This is a genomic window from Pseudonocardia sp. (assembly GCF_050246655.1).
In the GTDB taxonomy this organism is placed as follows: domain Bacteria; phylum Actinomycetota; class Actinomycetes; order Mycobacteriales; family Pseudonocardiaceae; genus Pseudonocardia.
In genome coordinates, this window is the sequence record NZ_JBFWVQ010000012.1 from 14,499 (window position 1) to 31,551 (window position 17,053).

Annotated in this window: 10 protein-coding genes; 4 read left to right on the forward strand and 6 right to left on the reverse strand. The window is 73.4% G+C overall.

Annotated elements, in window-relative coordinates:
* Window positions 1–91: 91 nt before the first annotated feature.
* Genes AB7J25_RS06605 through AB7J25_RS06620 form a run of 4 tightly spaced genes read left to right on the forward strand, consistent with a single transcriptional unit; the run spans window position 92 to window position 10,928 of the window.
* Window positions 92–1,429 (forward strand): hypothetical protein, encoded by a 1,338-nt coding sequence (locus AB7J25_RS06605; protein WP_428506131.1) that lies wholly within the window; start codon window positions 92–94, stop codon window positions 1,427–1,429.
* On the forward strand, window positions 1,429–3,702 hold the full coding sequence (locus AB7J25_RS06610; RefSeq protein ID WP_428506133.1) for a CHAT domain-containing protein: 2,274 nt from the start codon (window positions 1,429–1,431) through the stop codon (window positions 3,700–3,702). The genes AB7J25_RS06605 and AB7J25_RS06610 overlap by 1 nt, the downstream gene beginning before the upstream one ends.
* Complete coding sequence (locus AB7J25_RS06615) at window positions 3,699–9,884, forward strand: protein kinase domain-containing protein (protein ID WP_428506135.1); 6,186 nt, start codon at window positions 3,699–3,701, stop codon at window positions 9,882–9,884. The genes AB7J25_RS06610 and AB7J25_RS06615 overlap by 4 nt, the downstream gene beginning before the upstream one ends.
* Window positions 9,885–10,928, forward strand: a complete 1,044-nt coding sequence (locus AB7J25_RS06620; RefSeq protein WP_428506137.1) for a hypothetical protein — start codon at window positions 9,885–9,887, stop codon at window positions 10,926–10,928. It abuts the gene before it with no gap.
* A gap of 40 nt (window positions 10,929–10,968) precedes the next feature.
* On the opposite strand, the gene AB7J25_RS06625 is transcribed toward AB7J25_RS06620, so the two are convergent.
* From AB7J25_RS06625 to AB7J25_RS06650, 6 genes are all read right to left on the reverse strand, one after another.
* Complete coding sequence (locus tag AB7J25_RS06625; RefSeq protein ID WP_428506139.1) at window positions 10,969–11,856, reverse strand: phosphoribulokinase; 888 nt, start codon at window positions 11,854–11,856, stop codon at window positions 10,969–10,971.
* A gap of 12 nt (window positions 11,857–11,868) precedes the next feature.
* Window positions 11,869–12,942 carry a class 1 fructose-bisphosphatase gene (locus AB7J25_RS06630; RefSeq protein WP_428506141.1) on the reverse strand — a complete coding sequence of 358 codons (1,074 nt, stop codon included), beginning with the start codon at window positions 12,940–12,942 and terminating at the stop codon, window positions 11,869–11,871.
* A gap of 201 nt (window positions 12,943–13,143) precedes the next feature.
* The gene (locus AB7J25_RS06635) at window positions 13,144–14,031 is read right to left on the reverse strand and encodes a LysR substrate-binding domain-containing protein (RefSeq protein ID WP_428506143.1); all 888 of its coding nucleotides are present in this window, start codon (window positions 14,029–14,031) and stop codon (window positions 13,144–13,146) included.
* Between the two features lie 21 nt (window positions 14,032–14,052).
* Window positions 14,053–15,072, reverse strand: a complete 1,020-nt coding sequence (gene cbbX / locus AB7J25_RS06640; RefSeq protein ID WP_428506145.1) for a CbbX protein — start codon at window positions 15,070–15,072, stop codon at window positions 14,053–14,055.
* 3 nt (window positions 15,073–15,075) lie between these two features.
* On the reverse strand, window positions 15,076–15,501 hold the full coding sequence (locus AB7J25_RS06645) for a ribulose bisphosphate carboxylase small subunit (protein ID WP_428506146.1): 426 nt from the start codon (window positions 15,499–15,501) through the stop codon (window positions 15,076–15,078).
* Between the two features lie 11 nt (window positions 15,502–15,512).
* Window positions 15,513–16,943: a form I ribulose bisphosphate carboxylase large subunit gene (locus tag AB7J25_RS06650; protein WP_428506148.1), complete on the reverse strand. Its 1,431-nt coding sequence runs from the start codon at window positions 16,941–16,943 to the stop codon at window positions 15,513–15,515.
* Window positions 16,944–17,053 lie beyond the last annotated feature (110 nt).

Genomic DNA, 17,053 nt, shown 5'->3' on the forward strand with positions numbered 1-17,053 from the left:
GCAACCGGCCGTGCGCGATGCTTGTCGCGTGCGGCCGAGTGACCTGTCCGGGCTCCGCACCCGGGAACGTCTGGCCCGATCGCGTCGGGCGGTGTGCGTACTGCGTACGGAGATCGGCGAGTGGCTCGCTGTCCGACGCGCCGATGACGCGTTCGCCCGCTTCGCCGGGCACCTCGCCGTGCTCGAACGGGTTCTCGGCGGCATGCTGGACGCGGTGGCGGCCGAGATCGTCGCCATCGATACCGACGCGACCGCCAGTGGGCTCGTCTACGAACGGTGCCGTGCCGCCGACCACCGGATCTCCCTCGTCCGCAGGACCCACGAGTGGTACGCGGCGAAGTACGACCAGCGCCTGGGCAGCGCCGCGACGGTGCTGCGCGCGGCAGACGAGGTGGTCCGCAGCTGCTGGTCCGAGGCCTTCGCCGCGCTCGGGCGGCAGCCTCCCGCCGGTCCGCTGGTGTACCTCGATCCCCGGTTCGACGCCTTCGCCACCCCGAGGGTGTCGGTGCCGCCGGACCTGCGGGCACCGGGCGACGCCGTCGTGGGCGAGTTCGTCCGTGAGCTGCCGATCCCGGTGGTCGCGCTCCCCGCGCTGTGTGCCGACGAGCCGTGGTGGCTCGTACTGGCCGCCCACGAGACCGGGCATCACGTGCAGCACGATCTCGGCCTCGTCGCCGAGACCCGCACGGTCCTCGGCGTGGCGGTGGGGGACGAACGCGCGGCCTGCTGGTCCGCGTGGGCGATGGAGGCGTTCGCGGACGCTTTCGCGGTGCTGACGGTCGGTCCGGCGGCGGCATGGGCCGTCGAGGAACTGCACCACGGCGATCCGGCCCGGATGGTGACGACCCCGTCGGCGGCGAGCCGGTACCCGCCGCCCCCCGTGCGGACCGCCCTGATGGGTGAGCTGGCGCGCGCCGCCGGCTGGGTTAACACCGGCCCGGCCGCGGCCGACGTCCTGGAGTGGCTGGCCGAGCTGTCGACCGCGGATGAGGCCCCGCTGCCGTGCGAGGAGGTGAGCGAGCACGTGCGGCTCACTCCGCAGACGGCCTCGGCGCTCGTCGAACTGCCGATCGAAGGGGTACCGATGCGAGTGGTGTGCGGTGGGGAGGACGACACCCTCGCGGCGGACGACGGGGTCCACGCATGGGCGGCCGCACTGCAGACCCCCCGTCCCCTCGTATCGGGGCGGAGTCGGCGCGAAGCCGCCCGGTACGGCGTCGCAGGCGGTGTCGCCGCCTACCGCGCGCTCGCGGCCCGCTCCGGGTCCGGGCACCTCGACGACCTCCGTACGACGCTGCCCGCTCTGCTCGCGACCTGTGGCCCGACCGGTCACCTGGCCGCCGCCCCTGTGTCCGACCTCGACGACCTCACCCGGCGGTTGACCGCGCAGTTGTTCGCGGCGGCCCCCGACGGTCCCGGAGGCGGTTGATGCACCGGATCGTCGTACGTGTGGACGCCGCCGGTGCGGCGGGCGGATGGCGGGTGACGGTCCGCTCCGGCAGCGCCGAAGGCGAGGTGCTGAGCGTCTACCCCATGGCATCGACGGACCTCGGACGGCGGCGGGTGCCGGCCACGCCGCCGGAACGTGCACCGGAGCCGGGTGAACCGCACACAGCGCTGTGCACCGGCGACCGGGACGAGCTCTCGGGCCTGCTGGGGCGCATCGCGCGGGGCCGCACCCGCCAGGAGGACGTGGCGACGTACGGGCGGTGGCTCTTCGAGTGCCTGCTGGCGCCCGCGTGGCCGGTCGTGCTGGCCCATCCGGAGGTCGTCCGCGCCCACGCGGTCGAGCTGGCCCTGCGCTGGCCCGCCGCGGACGGGGACCTGCACCGGCTGGTGTGGGAGGCGATGCGCGACGGGATCGGTCCATTGGCCGGCCATCCGTCCGCCGTCATCGCCGTCACGCGGCTGGTCCCGGCCCCGCCGACGCCGGTCCGCACGGTCACCAGGGTCCCGTCGGTACTGTTCGCGACGAGCGTCGCGCTGACCGACCCGACGATCCGCCCTGGCGCGATGTACATGGGCCTGCTGCGCGAGTTCGATCTCGCCGGCCGCTGCCGGGCGCGCGCCATCGCGAAGGCCTCGGCCGAGGATCTGCACGCCGCGTTCGACCGCTGGCGACCCGATCTCGTGCACCTGGTGGCGCACGGGGTGCGCCGGGCCGACGGCGAGCCGGTCGTCCTGCTCGCCGACGGTGCGGGCGCCGAGCAGGAGATCGACGCCGCCGGGCTGCTCGCGGCGCTCGGCGCGGGTGGCGAGCGGCCGTTGGCGGTGGCCCTTTCGGTGTGCCACACCGCGTCCTCCGCCGAGGCGGGCGACGGCCCGGCCGACGCCGCTCCGCTCGCCGCGCGGCTCGTCGCGGGCGGGATACCGATCGTGTCCGCCATGGCGGGCGAGGTGCGCGAGTCCGCGTGCCGGCTCTACACCCGCAGGCTGGCCGCCGCGCTCCACGACGGGCAGCCGGTCGTCACCGCGTCGGCACACGGCAGGCGCGCCGCCCTGCTCGGCACCGAGCAGCCGAGCGCCGACATCGACTGGGCCCTCCCGGCGCTGTACCTCGGCGAGCACGTCGAGCCCGCGCAGCGGCTGGTCCACGCGGAGACGGCCACCGCGCTCACCCGCCTGTCCGACACTCTCGGCCTACGCCGGGAGCCGGTGTTCATCGGCCGTGAGGAGGTCCTGGCCGCGGCCGACACGGCGGTGGAGCCGTCGAGCCCGGTCGGGGTCATCACCGTGATGGCCAAGGGCCCCACCTCCGGGATGGGCGGAACCCGCCTGCTCCAGGAGATCGGCTGGCGAGTGCTGCGCGACGGCCACGTGCCCCTGCTGCTCGGCCCGTACCAGGACCCGCGCACGATGCCCACCACCTCCTGGGGGCTGGTGCACGCCCTGCTCTGGCGGGTCGTGCTCGTCGCCGAGCTGATGGAGCTGCCGCCGTTCGTACCGTTGACGCTGCGGTTCGAGCTCGGGGACGAGGGTGCGGCGCTGGCCGCTGCCATGGAGCAGGACGTCCCGGCGCTGGCCCGCGCCACCCTGCGGCAGGCGCTGCGCTCCCTGCTGGACCGACCCGGCGACGTCGACCCGATACTCACCCGCGACCTGCTCGCCGAGGATCTGGACGAGCTCGCCCGCCGGGCCGCCACCGTCTGGGGCGCGCCGTTCGGGCCACACACGCGCGCGGTGGTCCTGTGCGACGACGTTCACGAGTGGTCGAGACCGCCCCCGGACGACGGTCGCGGCCCCTTGACCGCGCTGGGCTGCCTGCTCTCGATGCTCAATGCACACGGGCTCGGACGGCCCGAGCGGCCGGCTCCGGTCGTACTGACCGCATCGACGACGCTCGGCGACGGCGGCACCGTGGCCCTCTGGAGCGCGACCGGCCGTCCTGGCTTCCTCGTCCACCCGATGGACGACCTCACGCCCGAGGAGCGCGTCGTCGGCTACCAGTGGGTGCTCCTGCACCCGTGGACCACGAAGCCCGCCGAGGAGCGGCAGGTGTTCGGCGCCGTTTACACGTCGCTTCCCGGCCGGGCCGCACACTGGGAGGCGACGCTGCAGATGGTGGGCGGGCGGCCCACCAGCGTCGCCGACCGTCTCTACTTCGCCGTCCAGGTCGCGGTGGCTAACGAGAGCGGGCGGCGCAACGACGACGAGCACGCCTGGAACCGCTACGTCGAGGCCCACCCGGAGTACCGGCTGTGAGCGCGGGTCTGCAGCTCGACGAGATCGAGGCCGAGTTCCGCCGACGGCGCATCGCGCGGTTCGCACCGGCCACGCTGCTGTGGTTGGCGGCGCTTCCGGAATGGACGGACCAGCGCGCGGCCGCCGTGGGGTTCCCGCCCGGGGACGAGTCGCTCGACGTCCTGCTGGACCGGCTCGACGCGGTGGGGCTGCTCGCGCGGCGGATCGACGTCGACCGGGACGGTCGGTTGCTCTCCGCGTTCTGGCTGCCCGCGTCGCGGCGTGCCGAGGTCGGCACCCATCTGCGGTCCGAACGCACGCCCGGACAGCTGCGCAACGGGCTGCGCGAGCTCGCCCGCGCCCTCGCCGGGCTGCCCGGCGAGCACGGCGAGGACATGAGGCCGTGGCTGGCCGTCGTCGAGCGCCACCTCGACGACCCGTCCGGGTTGACCTTGTTCACCGAGGTGGACGCCCTCGTGACCAGCGGCCGGTCCGCGGACGCGCTCGGCGTCGTGTCCGCCGCGCAGGCACTGGGTGACGTGCTCGGGGAGCCGCTGGTGTCCTCGGCCCGGCGCGCGCAGTGGCGCATCGACCGCGGACACCGCCAGGCCCTCGATGCCCGCACCGTCGCGCACTACCTGCCTCATCCGCAGGTCGACGAGGCCCTGTTGCGGCTGCTCGATCCGGATGGCGGTGCCTGGGCGGTGCACCTGCTCGGCGACGGCGGCGTCGGCAAGACGATGGCGGTGCGCGACCTCGCCTCGGGCCGGTTCGCCGCCCGGCACGGCCTCGCACACCCGGCGGTGGCCCGCATCGACTTCGACCACCTCGATCCCCGCTACCCCTACGGTCGGCCCGGTGAACTGCTGCTCGCCCTGGTCGGCGAGCTGTTCACCTACAGCGCCACTCGGGAGGCCGAGTCCGCGTTCCGTGCCTCCGACGACGCTCTGGCCCACCTGCACGAGAGCATGGCGGCGCCGGACGCGCTCGACACCCGCCTGCTCGACGAGGCGGTCGAGGCCTTCGCGGGCTACCTCGTCGATCTCGGCGGCCTGGTGGTGCTCGTCCTGGACACCTGCGAGGAGCTGGCCAAGTTGCACCCACCGGGTGGCCGCGCACCGGCGGTGGACAGGACGTTCGAGCTGCTCGAGCGGCTGCACGAGCAGGCACCGACGATGCGGGTCGTGCTGGCCGGGCGCCGATGGCTCGTGCCGCCTCCCGGGGGCCGCTCCTCGGGCGGCCTTGTCCTCGACCCGAGGCCGTACCTGGAGGTGGTCGGGCTCGGCGGGTTCAGCGACGCGCAGGCCCGTGAGTACCTCGACCGGCGCGACCCCGGTGCGACGCTGAACCCGCAGCTCCGCGACGCGGTGCTGGCCCGCTGCACCCCGCCGTCGGGGCGTGGGGTGAACCCGTACGACCTGGCCTGCTACTGCGACTGGGCGCTCGGCGCACCGGACCTGGACCCCGAGGCCCTGCGGGACGCGCCCGGCGACCCCTACGTCGAGCAGCGGATCCTCGCGCGCCTGCCGTCCTCGGAGGTGCGCGACTGCCTGCCCGCCGCCGTCGAGCTCGGCCGCTTCGACCGGACCATGATCGAAGCCGCGCTGGTCCGCCGCGGGATCGACGTGGACACCGCGTTCTCCGGTCTGGTGGGCCAAGAGTGGGTGTCGGCCGTGAGCTTCGACGCGGACGGGCGTCCCGACGTCGTGGAGATCGACGAGCAGCTGCGGCCGCGGCTGTCAGCGGTCCTCGCCGCGCATCCCGAGCGGTTCCCGCTGGACACCGGCGCCCTGGCCGCGGACCTGCACACGCTGATCGAGGCCACGCCGGTGCCGGAGCTCGCGGTCGAGGCGGTCGAGGCGGCGCTGCGGCTGCTGCCGGTGGGCGGGGCCGCAGCGCTGTGGCGGGACCTGGAATCGCGGATCGCGGCGGCCGATGGCGGCTTCGACTGGGCCCTGCAGGCCGTCGCCCGGGCCGCCGGCGTCGAGGCCGTCCGGGCGGCGGGGGACGGGCCGACCGTCCAGGCCGCGATCCTGGCCACCCAGGCTGCGGCGCAGCTGCGGCTGCCCGGTCCTGCGGTCCTCGGGCCGCTCTGGCGGCAGGTCGGCGCGCTCGCGGCCCGGCATCCGGACCCCGAGGCTGCGCGCGTACTGGAGTTCCGTGCGCTCTGCGGTCGGGTCGCGGCAGGCGAGAACGATGCGGGCGTGACCGGCCGGATCCGCGCGCTCTGGGCGGAACACCGCGACGGCCTGCCGCTCGACAGCCTGCTCGCCGCGCTGGACGCCGCGCCCGACGAGGTGCTCGACCGCCTTCCGCTGCCCGACGACGGGATCCTGGCCGAGACGCCTGCGGAGATCGTCGCCGCGGTGCTGCTCGTCCGGGCGCGCGCCTCTGCCCTGCGCGGCAAGATCGACGACGCGGTGGCCGCCGCGGACCGGGCGCTCGCGGACCCCGGCGATGACGCACCGGCCGACCGCTGGCCGGACTGGCGCCCGCCGCTGCGGCCGCGGGACCGCGCCCGGCTCGCCCGGGTCGTTCTCGCCGTCGCCCGCGGCGACGCGCCCGATACGTTGCCGGTCCAGCAGTGGCGGTCCGAGGCGTTGCCACGCGTCGCCGACATCGACGCCGAGCGGCTCGTCGCAGCGACCCTCACTCTGGAGCTCGCCTGGCGCCCGGTCGCCCGCGACGCCGTCGCGGCTGCCAAGGTCGCGGACGTCTACCTGCCCCAGCGGGGGCCGACCCAGTGGTGGCACCGCCGGACACCGCCGCTGTGTCTCGCGGTCGCACGGGGGCTCGCCGCGGACGGTGACGCGCCGGGCGCCGCGGACTGGCTGCGCCGCCGCCGTGAGGACGCCGTCGCCGCCGGCGAAGACCCCTCGACGATCTCCCTCTGCGAGCGCGAGCTCGCCGAGCTGAGCAGGGTGTTCCGCTCGCTGAGCTTCTCCACGTCGATCCTGCACTCAGCCCGGGCCGGCACCGCGTCCGACGCCGTGTGGCCCGCGCTTGCGCTCGTACGCGGCGAGTCCCCCCGCAGCCCCGAGCAGGCGGGCGGCGCGCAGTCGTGGTGGCGCACCCGGATCGTCGGGGACGGGCCGGGGCCGGACGTCGCGGTGCTGCCGTCGGCCGGCAGCACCCTCGCGGAGTGGCTCGACCTGCTGGAAGCGGCGATCCTGCAGGGCGACCGGACCGCCGGCGTGCAGCGCGAGGCCGCGCTGCGGTACGAGCGGCTGGTGCAACGGCCGCCGCGCCCACTGCTCGGCGAACCGTCCGCTGTCGCGGCTCTGCTCCGGGCCGGGGCGCTGCTCAACCCATCGCCGCAGGTGCCGGACGTCGTCATCGCCCTCCCGCCGCGCCTGCGCGGTGAGATCGCCATGGCCGAGGGTGAGCTGCTCGCGCTGCGGCTGCCGGCGAACGCCTGCACGCTCCTCGAGCAGGCCGTCGACGCGTTCCGCCTGGCGGGCGACGAGCAGGCAGCGGCACGCGCTGCGATCCTGCACGTCCTCACGGCTAGCCGGGCGGGTCACGGCTGGCCGGGGCTGCGCCGGATCGGCCCGCTCGTGAAGACCCCGCTGCCGGACCAGCCGGAGTGGTCCGGCTGGCCGGACCGCCGCGACCTGGCGCGCCGTCTGGTCGCGGGCGAGTGGCCGACCGCACCGGCGGACCCGTCACCGGAGCTCGCACTCGCGGCTCGGCCGCAGCCGGCCACGCCCGTCGCCGCCGGCCACGCGTCGCGGCCCGCCCTCGAGCCGGAGGGGCGCCGGGGCTCGCGGTTCGGGCCGTACCGGCTGGAGGAGCTGCTCGACCGCAACGACACTGGCGAGATCTACCGCGCGCACGACACCGCCGCGGATCGCGTCGTGGCGCTCAAGCTACTGCGTACGGAGCTCGGCGAGGATCCGTACTATCGCGCGCGGTTCGAGCGGGAGCTCCTGGTCGTCGCCCGGCTCAACGAACCGCACGTGATTCCGGTCCACCGGTGGGGCGAGATCGACGGGCGGCTCTTCCTCGACATGCGCCACGTCGAGGGGGCGAACCTCGACGAGGTCATCGACCGCGCCGGCCCGCTCCCCCCACACGACGCCGTCGAGGTGATCGCCCAGGTCGGGCAGGCGCTGGACGCGGCACACGACGAGGGCATCGCCCACCGCGACGTCAAGCCGGCCACGGTGCGGCTCGCCGAGGCGGGGAGGAGCACCACCTTCGCCTACCTGACCGGCTTCGGCGTCGCCCGCGCGCTGTCCGACGACTCTGCCGTCGGATTGACCATGGCCGGTTCAGCTGTCGGTACCCTGGACTACACGGCCCCCGAGAGGTTCTCGGGGAAGGACGCTGACAGGCGTGCCGACGTCTACTCGCTGGCCTGCGTGCTCTACGAAGCACTCACCGGCGAGCGCCCCTACCCCGTGGACGGGCTCGCCGCGCTGATGTTCGCGCACCTCAGGACGCCCCCGCCCCGGCCGTCGGAGCACGGTGCACCGGTGGCCTTCGACGAGGTGATCGCGAAAGGGATGGCGAAGGATCCCCAGGACCGCTACCCGACCGCGGGCGCGCTCGCTACCGCGGCCCGCAACGCCCTTGCCCTCGGATCGCGCCCACAGGCGCGGGCCGCCGGTGTCGCCACCCCGCCCTCGGCGCCCGACCCCCACCCGCTGGTCCTCCCGCCGGCCGCGGGCCACGAACCGGGCTACCCGCAACAGTGGTCGCTGCCGACCGGCGCACCGGCCGCCCCCGGCGGACCGCCTGCCTTCCGCGCTCCACCGAGCCCCGCACCGCGGGGTCGGCGGACCTGGCCGGTCGTGGTCGCCGCCGCACTCGTACTCGCCGGCGCGCTCGCCGCCGCACTCGGCGCATCACTGACGATGGAACGGGCGGCTTCGCCGGTCGGGATGGTTGTCGAGCACCAGCCCGCCACATCGACCACCACACCGCCATCGCCCACCGGATCACCCACCGTACGGCCGACCGTGTCGCCCACCTCAGCGCCCGCATTCGTGGCCACCGCGGCGGTCGGGGCAGTGCCCACCCGACCGCCCACCCGACCGCCTGTCCCACCGCCCACCACCGGCCCGACGACCCCCGTGGCGCAGCCGGGACCGCTCACGGGCGGCGGTGTCGTCGTCCTGGTCCTGGCCGCGGTGCTCATCGCCGGGGGCATCGGCCTGGCCGTGTGGCGACGGCTCCCCCGCGGGGCCCATACGCAGAACGCTCCGCAGCGGCCGTCCACGCGGCCGTCCACGCCGCCGTCCACGCGGCCGATATGGGAACGGCCGGGGGCGGACGGATCCGTCCCGTCCACGTCGGCGGGAAGGGCCGACCCCTTCGCGCCCGCGGCGCCACCGGAGCAGGGCACAACGGACCAGCGCGTGTACGGCGTCGTGGACCGCGGAACGGACGTGCTGCTTGTGCGCGAGCAGGCCGGCACGCGCGGCTACCGGGTGGTCGCGACCGTCGACGGCGAGCCGGGCGTCGGCCCGGCATCCCACCTGCTGGTGCGGGTCCAGTTGCCCCGCCTCACCCGCCAGGTGCTCCGGTGGCGCCTGCCGGTCGCCCGCCAGGGTCGGGCGCGCCTGGAGTTCCGCGGGCCGGCCCAGATGCGGCCGGCCTCGGCAGGCGCCGGACCCGGCCCGCGGGCGTGCGTGCACGTCGTCGGCACGGCGGTGGAGACCCGCGCGGGCTGGCGGCTGCGGGTGCGCGACGGGACGGCGGGCCAGTACTGGTCGCCGTCCGTTCTGCCGCCGCTTCCACGGCCGCCCTCGCAGGAGGCGTCGCTGCCCTCGCAAGGGGCGTTCGAACCGTCGACCCCGCCGCCCGCGTATGCGGAGCGGGGGTGGGCGCAGACCGCGCGCGGCTCCTTCGAAGGTGAGGAGCTGCTCGCGCCGGACGATCTCGGGCCCGCCGGCATGCCGCTGGTCGTGCTGCAGACCGAACCCGGGACGGGATCGCTCGCGGCACGGTCCGGGCGGGGGATGGAGACGCTCGCACGCGAGCTGCGCGACGCAGGTGCGGGCGGTGTGCTCGTGGTGCCGGCCCTCCCGGACGCGATCGCGCAGCGGGTCGTGGAGACCGTGGCCCGCGCCGTCGCCCGCGACGCGCAGCCGCTGCGTGCAGCCGAGATCCTCGACCTGGCGCACGAGGTCCACGAGCTGGCCGCCGACGACAGGCCCGTCCTGCTGTGCGTCACCGTCGAAGAGGGAGTGTCGTAGGTGCCCGAGAAGCTCCTGCATCGTATGTGGCAGCGCGTGGCGTCGTGGGTCACCGACCACGCCCAACACGTCACGGTCCGGTTCATGCCGGACGCCGACGGCGAGCCGATCCATCCCCATGCCGGATACCTTCGGCTGTGGCTGGCCGAGGGCTTCCTCGCCCGGCAGCGCGTGTGGGGAGCGAACCAGTTCCCCGCGCTGCACGGCGGCGTCTCACTCGACGTGTCGGCAGGCGAGCGGGCGACGTTCACCTCCTTCAGCCGCCCGCCGGACGCATGGACCGTTCCCGGAGCGCAGCTCGACTTCCCGATCACCACTCTGCTGCCGTTCGCAGGTGGGACGGTCGAGGTCGAGGCAGCGCTGTACGAGGCCCGCACGGACGGCCCTCTGGGCACCGCGATCGAGCTGATGAGCGGGCTCGCGGCGCTCCTCGGCCCGCCGTTGGCCACCGCCGCCGTGGTGGCCGACCGGATCTCCACGGGCCTGGACTCGGTGCTCTCCTCGGCGGGCGCGCAACCCGTGCTGGCGCTGCACGCGGCACTCGTCTCGCCCGGCGGCGGTGGTACCGCGGTCCGTCCCGGGTACCTCGCCGTGCTCGCATCGCCGGAGTCCGAGCTGGCCGGGACCCCGGTGATCCATCACGGCAGGCTGCACCTACGCAACGGGCGCGAGCGTGTACCCCCGACCGGCGTCGACTACCTCGTCGTCCGGGTCGAGTGCCGCACCGAACGCGACGACTGGCGCTTCCCGGAGCTGGACGACCTCATTCGGGCCGCGGGAGTGGCGCTCATCCACGGCCACCGGGACACGTTCCGGGCGCTGCGCACCGACGCCATCGCCAGGGCCTGGAACAGCGCCGACCTCACCCCGGCCGATCGCAAGCGCGTGGCGCTGCTGGTGCGCGACGAGCTCGACGGCCTGGGCGAGTTGGGGATCGTCCCGGGCCCGCAGCGTTCGCTCGACACCCTGGCCGCCGAACGCCTCGTCACCGCGGACGACCCACGCCTCGACGGACTGACGCTGCCGCAGCTGATCGCGGTGTGACGGCGGGGCCCCGGCCCGATCGGGACCCCGCCGCCGTGGGTCACCCCTGCAGCGTCAGCTCCGTGCGCCGACGGTCCATCAGCCGCAGGATCATCGGGGTGAAGATCAGCTGCATCGCCAGGTCCATCTTCCCGCCCGGGCACACGATCGTGTTCGGCCGCGACATGAACGAGTCGTGGATCATCGAGAGCAGGTACGGGAAGTCGATCCCGTGCGGGTCGCGGAACCGGATGATCAGCATCGACTCGTCCGCGAGGGGGATCGTGCGCGCGATGAACGGGTTGGACGTGTCGACGACGGGCACCCGCTGGAAGTTCACGTCGGTGTAGGAGAACTGCGGGCACAGGTAGTTCACGTAGTCGGGCATCCGCCGCAGGATCGTCTCCGTCACGGCCTCGGCGCTGTACCCGCGCGACTCCCGGTCGCGGTGCAGCTTCTGGATCCACTCCAGGTTGATGACCGGGACCACGCCGATCTTGAGGTCCGCGTACTGGGCGACGTCGACGTTGTCGGTCACGACCGCACCGTGCAGCCCCTCGTAGAAGAGGACGTCGGTGCTGTCGGGCAGCGCCTCCCACGGCGTGAAGGTGCCCGGCTCCTGCCCGTAGGGCGCCGCCTCACCCTCGTCGTGGAGGTAGCGGCGGACCTTGCCCGAGCCGGTCTCCCCGTAGCTGCGGAAGAGCTCCTCGAGCTGGTCGAGCAGGTTCGCCTCGGGGCCGAAGTGGCTGAACGTGCTGTCCCCGCTCGCCTGCGCCTGCGCCATCGCCGCCTTCATCTCGGCGCGGTCGAAGCGGTGGAAGCTGTCGCCCTCGACGAAGGCCGCCGTGACCCCCTCGCGGCGGAAGATCTGCGCGAAGGTGCGCATGACCGACGTGGTCCCGGCCCCCGACGAGCCGGTGATCGAGATGATCGGGTGCTTGCGTGACATCGCGTCGCCTCCTCAGCTCGCCGCGGCCCGGAACAGCCCCCGCTGCCCGTAGAGGGGCAGCGAGCTCGCGCGGTCGTTGTGGTCACGGTGGTAGCCCTCGATGCGCTGGACCTCCTCGAGCGCACCGAAGACGAACGGGGCCCGCTGGTGCAGGGCCGTCGGCGCGACGTCGAGTGCCCGCTCCCGCCCGGTGCTCGCGGCACCGCCCGCCTGCTCGATGAGGAACGAGATCGGGTTCACCTCGTAGAGCAGGCGCAGGCGTCCGGGCTTGCTGGGGTCCCGCTCGTCGCGCGGGTAGAGGAACACCCCGCCCCGGGTGAGGATGCGGTGGGTCTCCGCGACGAGCGAGGCGACCCAGCGCATGTTGAAGTCCTTGTGGCGCGGACCGGCGTGGCCTGCGAGGCACTCGGCGACGTAGCGCTGCACCGCGGGCTCCCAGAACCTCTGGTTGGAAGCGTTGATCGCGAACTCGCGGGTGTGCTGCGGCACCTCGATCCCCTCGCGCGTCAGGACGAACTCGCCCAGGGCGCGGTCCAGGGTGAACGAGTGCACGCCCCGGCCGACCGTCAGGACCAGGACCGTGGACGGGCCGTAGATCGCGTATCCCGCGCAGACCTGGGCGGACCCGGGCTGCAGGTAGTCCTCGGGCGCCGGGTCGGTCCCCGGGTTCGGCGCACGCAGGATCGAGAAGATGCTGCCCACCGACACGTTGACGTCGATGTTCGACGAGCCGTCCAGCGGGTCGAACAGCAGCAGGTACTTCCCGCGGGGGTGCTGCGCGGGCAGCCGGTAGGGCTCGTCGAGCTCCTCGGAGGCCATCCCGGCGATGGTCCCGCTCCACTCCGTGGCGCGCAGGAAGTAGTCGTTCGCGATCACGTCGAGCTTCTGCTGCACCTCGCCCTGGACGTTGGTGCGCTCGACGCTGCCGAGCGCCCCGCCCAGCGCCCCCGCGGAGACGCGGTTCGCGATCGCCTTGCACGCGAGGGCGATCTCCAGGATCAGGGCGTTGAGCCCGCCGCTGGCCCCGGGGTGGCGCCGCCGCTCCTCGATGAGGAACTGGGCGAGCGTCGTGTGACTGGAGAGCATGGCGTCCTCACTCAGGCGGGTGGGTGGACCGGGCGTCGCGGCATGCCTCGGCGCCGTACGTCACGAGCCTGCCGACGTCGTCGCCCCGGGCCATCCCCCTGCTCGGGGGCGCGCGGGGGCAAAGTGGGTCCGAGCAGGCCCGTCGGGCACCAGGAAGATCGCCGGCATGCGCCGGACGGGGCCGTCGACCAGGCCCGTGGGCTACGGCCGGCCGGGCCCCCGCCACCCGAGATCGCGGTGGTCGAGGGCGTGCTCGACCAGCAGCTCGGTGGAGGCGGTCGGCGAGGGCTGGCTGACGAGGTGCCACGGGCGGTCCAGCGGCATCCCGCGGACCGGGAACTCGACGAGCGTCCCCGCGGCGAGCTCGCGGCGAACGGCCTCCCGCGACGTCAGCGTGACCCCGAGGCCCGCGACGGCGGCGGCGATCACGGCCCCGTGGGAGCCGAGGGTCATGAGGGTGGGCGCGAGGTCGAGCCCGTCGAGCAGCGACATGCAGGTGGCGCGCATGCCCGACCCGGGCTCGCGCAGGAGCCAGGTGGCCCGCGCAGGGTCGAAGCCGACCTGCGCCTCCGGCGGGCCCACGACGACCAGCGTGTTCGGGCTGATGGCCCGGACGCGCGCAACGCTCAGGTCCTCCGGTGGCCGCCCCGCGACGACGAGGTCGACCTCGTGGCGGCCCAGCATCGGCCAGACGGTGCCCCGCGGCCCGACCTCGAGGCGCAGGACGACCGCGGGGTGCTTCGCGCGAAACGACGCGAGCAGCGCGGGGATCAGCAGCTCACCCGCGGTGGTGACCGCGGCGAGGCGGACCGCCCCGTGCTCGGGATCGGCCTCGGCGCGCGCGGCGAGCACGGCTTCCGCGTGCAGCCCGAGGATCCGGCGTGCGTAGTCGGCGTACCGCTCGCCCGCCGGGGTCAGACGTACGCCGCGGCCGTGTCGCCGCACGAGGGGCGCGCCGATCTCGTTGCTCAGCGCGCTGATCGACGACGAGACCGACGACTCGGTCACCACGAGGCGCTCGGCAGCGGCTCTCACCGAGCCGGCGTCGGCCAGCTCGACGAGTGCGCGCAGCCTCGCGTTCGTGGTCACCTCGTCACCGGCCCGCCCTACTCATGCCGAACGCACCGTCAACCCGGCTTCCGCCTCCTCGCTGAACACCCGCGACACCAGGAGGTCCGGCGCCTCGATGGTGGTCAGCGCCTTCAGGTCGACGCGGGTGTCCTCCCCCTCGACGAGGCGGCGCGCCTGACGCAACCGGGCCCGCTCGACCGCGTTGCGCACGCTGCGCGCATTGGCGAACCAGGGCTGGTCGACCCGCTTCTCCAGGTAGCTGTGCAGGACGTCCTGGGCCTCGGCCGAGAGCGAGTAGCCCAGGTCCCGCGTCATCAACCCGGCGATCTGTTCGAGCTCGCCCACCGTGTAGTCGGGGAAGGTGATGTGGTGCGCGATCCGGCTCTGCATGCCGGGGTTCGCCGCGAAGAACGTGTCCATCTTGTCGGCGTACCCGGCCAGGATCACCACGAGGTCGTCGCGGTTGCTCTCCATGACCTGCAGCAGGATCTCGATCGACTCCGAGCCGTAGTCGCGCTCGTTCTCGACCTTGTAGAGGTAGTAGGCCTCGTCGATGAACAGGACCCCGCCCATCGCCCGCTTGACGACGTCCTTGGTCTTCGGGGCGGTGTGCCCCACGTACTCGCCCACCAGGTCGTCGCGGGTCACGCTGACAAGGTGGCCGCGGCGCAGGTAGCCGAGGCGGTGCAGGAGCTCCGCCATCCGCATGCCGACGGTCGTCTTGCCGGTCCCCGGGTTGCCGGTGAAGCACATGTGCAGGGTCGGCTGCGGGGCGGTGATCCCGTACCGGGCCCGCATCCGGTCGACGAGCAGCAGCGCGGCGATCTCGGCGATACGGGTCTTCACCGGAGCGAGGCCCACCAGCTCGGCGTCGAGCCTGCCGAGCACGTCGTCGATCCCGGCTTCCCGCCGCGCCGTGGCCAGGTCGACGACGGCGTCGGCGGGAAGGTGCTCAACCGGCTCCGTGTCCGATCGGGTCGGCTCGAGCTGGGGACCGGACTGCTGGCCCGGCGTGAACCCGAAGGCTTTCCGGTCGGTTCCGTTCTGTCCGGTCGTCATGGATCAGTCCTGCGGGTACCGGTCCCCGGCGGGACGGTTGGTCGCGTAGGCGGTGGTGGTGTACCGGATCTGCCGGTCGGACGCCTCCTGGCGGACGAGCTGGAAGCCCGGCTCCTCCTTCGGCCGTTGCACGATGAAGGACAGCGCCGTGGTCTGCCGCCCGAGGCTCGCGTCGTAGGCGTTGAGCCGGACGTAGGCGTTCGGGTTGGCGCTGCGGCAGGCGTTGACCTCCAGCAGGACGCCGGCGGGGTCCTTGAGGTCGAACATCGGCAGGCCCCACATCTCCCAGTAGGTGTTGCGCGGGTGCGGGTCGTCGGTGAACTCCACCGACAGCGGCCAGCCGTTGTCCAGGCAGTACTCGATCTGCTTGGTGATCTCCTCGTCGGTGAAGTCGGGCAGGTAGGAGAAGGTGCCCTGGGTGATACGCACGTTCGGCCTCCTCAGACGCTCGTCGGCGTCGCGACGACGTCCGGGGTGTCGGTGGACTCGTAGTTGAAGGTGATGTCGCCCCACGTGGCCAGAGCGGTGTCCAGCGCGCGGTTGCGGGAGGCGGCCTTCTTGAGGATCTCCCGACCCTCCTTGAGATAGTCTGCACCCTCGTTGCGGGCCTTGATCATCGCCTCCAGGGCGACGCGGTTGGCCTCGGCACCCGCGGCGATGCCCATCGGGTGGCCGATCGTGCCGCCACCGAACTGCAGGACGACGTCCTCGCCGAGGTAGTGCAGCAGCTGGTGCATCTGGCCGGCGTGGATGCCGCCGGAGGCGACGGGCATGACACCCGGCATCGAGGCCCACTCCTGGTCGAAGTACAGGCCCTTGACCGGGTCGGCCTTGATGCTGTTGTCCCGCAGGGTCTCGTAGAAACCTGCGGTGGTGTTCGGGTCGCCCTCCAGCTTGCCGACGACGGTTCCGGCGTGGATGTGGTCCACGCCCGCCAGGCGCATCCACTTGGAGATGACGCGGAAGCTGATGCCGTGGGTCTTCTGCCGGGTGTACGTGCCGTGGCCCGCGCGGTGCAGGTGCAGGATCACGCCGTTGGCGCGGGCCCACTTCGCGATGGACTGGATCGCGGTGTAGCCGATCGTGAGGTCGATCATCACGATCACCGAGCCGAGCTCCTTGGCGAAGTCCGCCCGCTCGTACATCTCCTCCATCGTGCCGGCGGTGATGTTGAGGTAGTGGCCCTTGATCTCGCCGGTGGCGGCCTGCGCGCGGTTCACCGCCTCCATGCAGAACAGGAACCGGTCCCGCCAGCGCATGAACGGCTGGGAGTTGATGTTCTCGTCGTCCTTGGTGAAGTCCAGGCCGCCGCGCAGCGCCTCGTAGACGACGCGGCCGTAGTTGCGGGCCGAGAGGCCCAGCTTCGGCTTGGTGGTGGCGCCCAGCAGGGGGCGACCGTACTTGTTCAGGTGCTCGCGCTCCATGACGATCCCGTGCGCAGGCCCCTGGAACGTCTTGACGTAGTGCGTGGGGATCCGCATGTCCTCCAGGCGCAGCGCCTTGAGCGGCTTGAACCCGAAGACGTTGCCGATGATCGAGCTCGTGAGGTTCGCGATCGAGCCCTCCTCGAACAGGTCGAGGTCGTAGGCGATCCACGCGATCCACTGCCCGGGGGTGTTCGGCACGGCCTCGACCTTGTAGCACTTGGCCTGGTAGTGCTCGAAGGTCGTGAGACGGTCCGTCCACACCACCGTCCAGGTGGCGGTGCTCGACTCACCCGCGACGGCTGCGCCCGCCTCCTCCGGCGGCACCCCCTCCTGCGGAGTGATGCGGAAGGCGCACAAGACGTCGGTGTCCTTGGGGACGTAGTCCGGCTGCCAGTAACCCATCTCGGCGTACGGGATGACCCCGGCGTTCCAGCGATCTGCCATGCCACAGATCCTGGCCACGAATAGTCAACCTGTCTATCGAGACTTCACCGCGAACAATTCGACGATAGCTTAAGTGTGTTGTTCCCCCGCCGGCTCCACCAGCTGGGTGA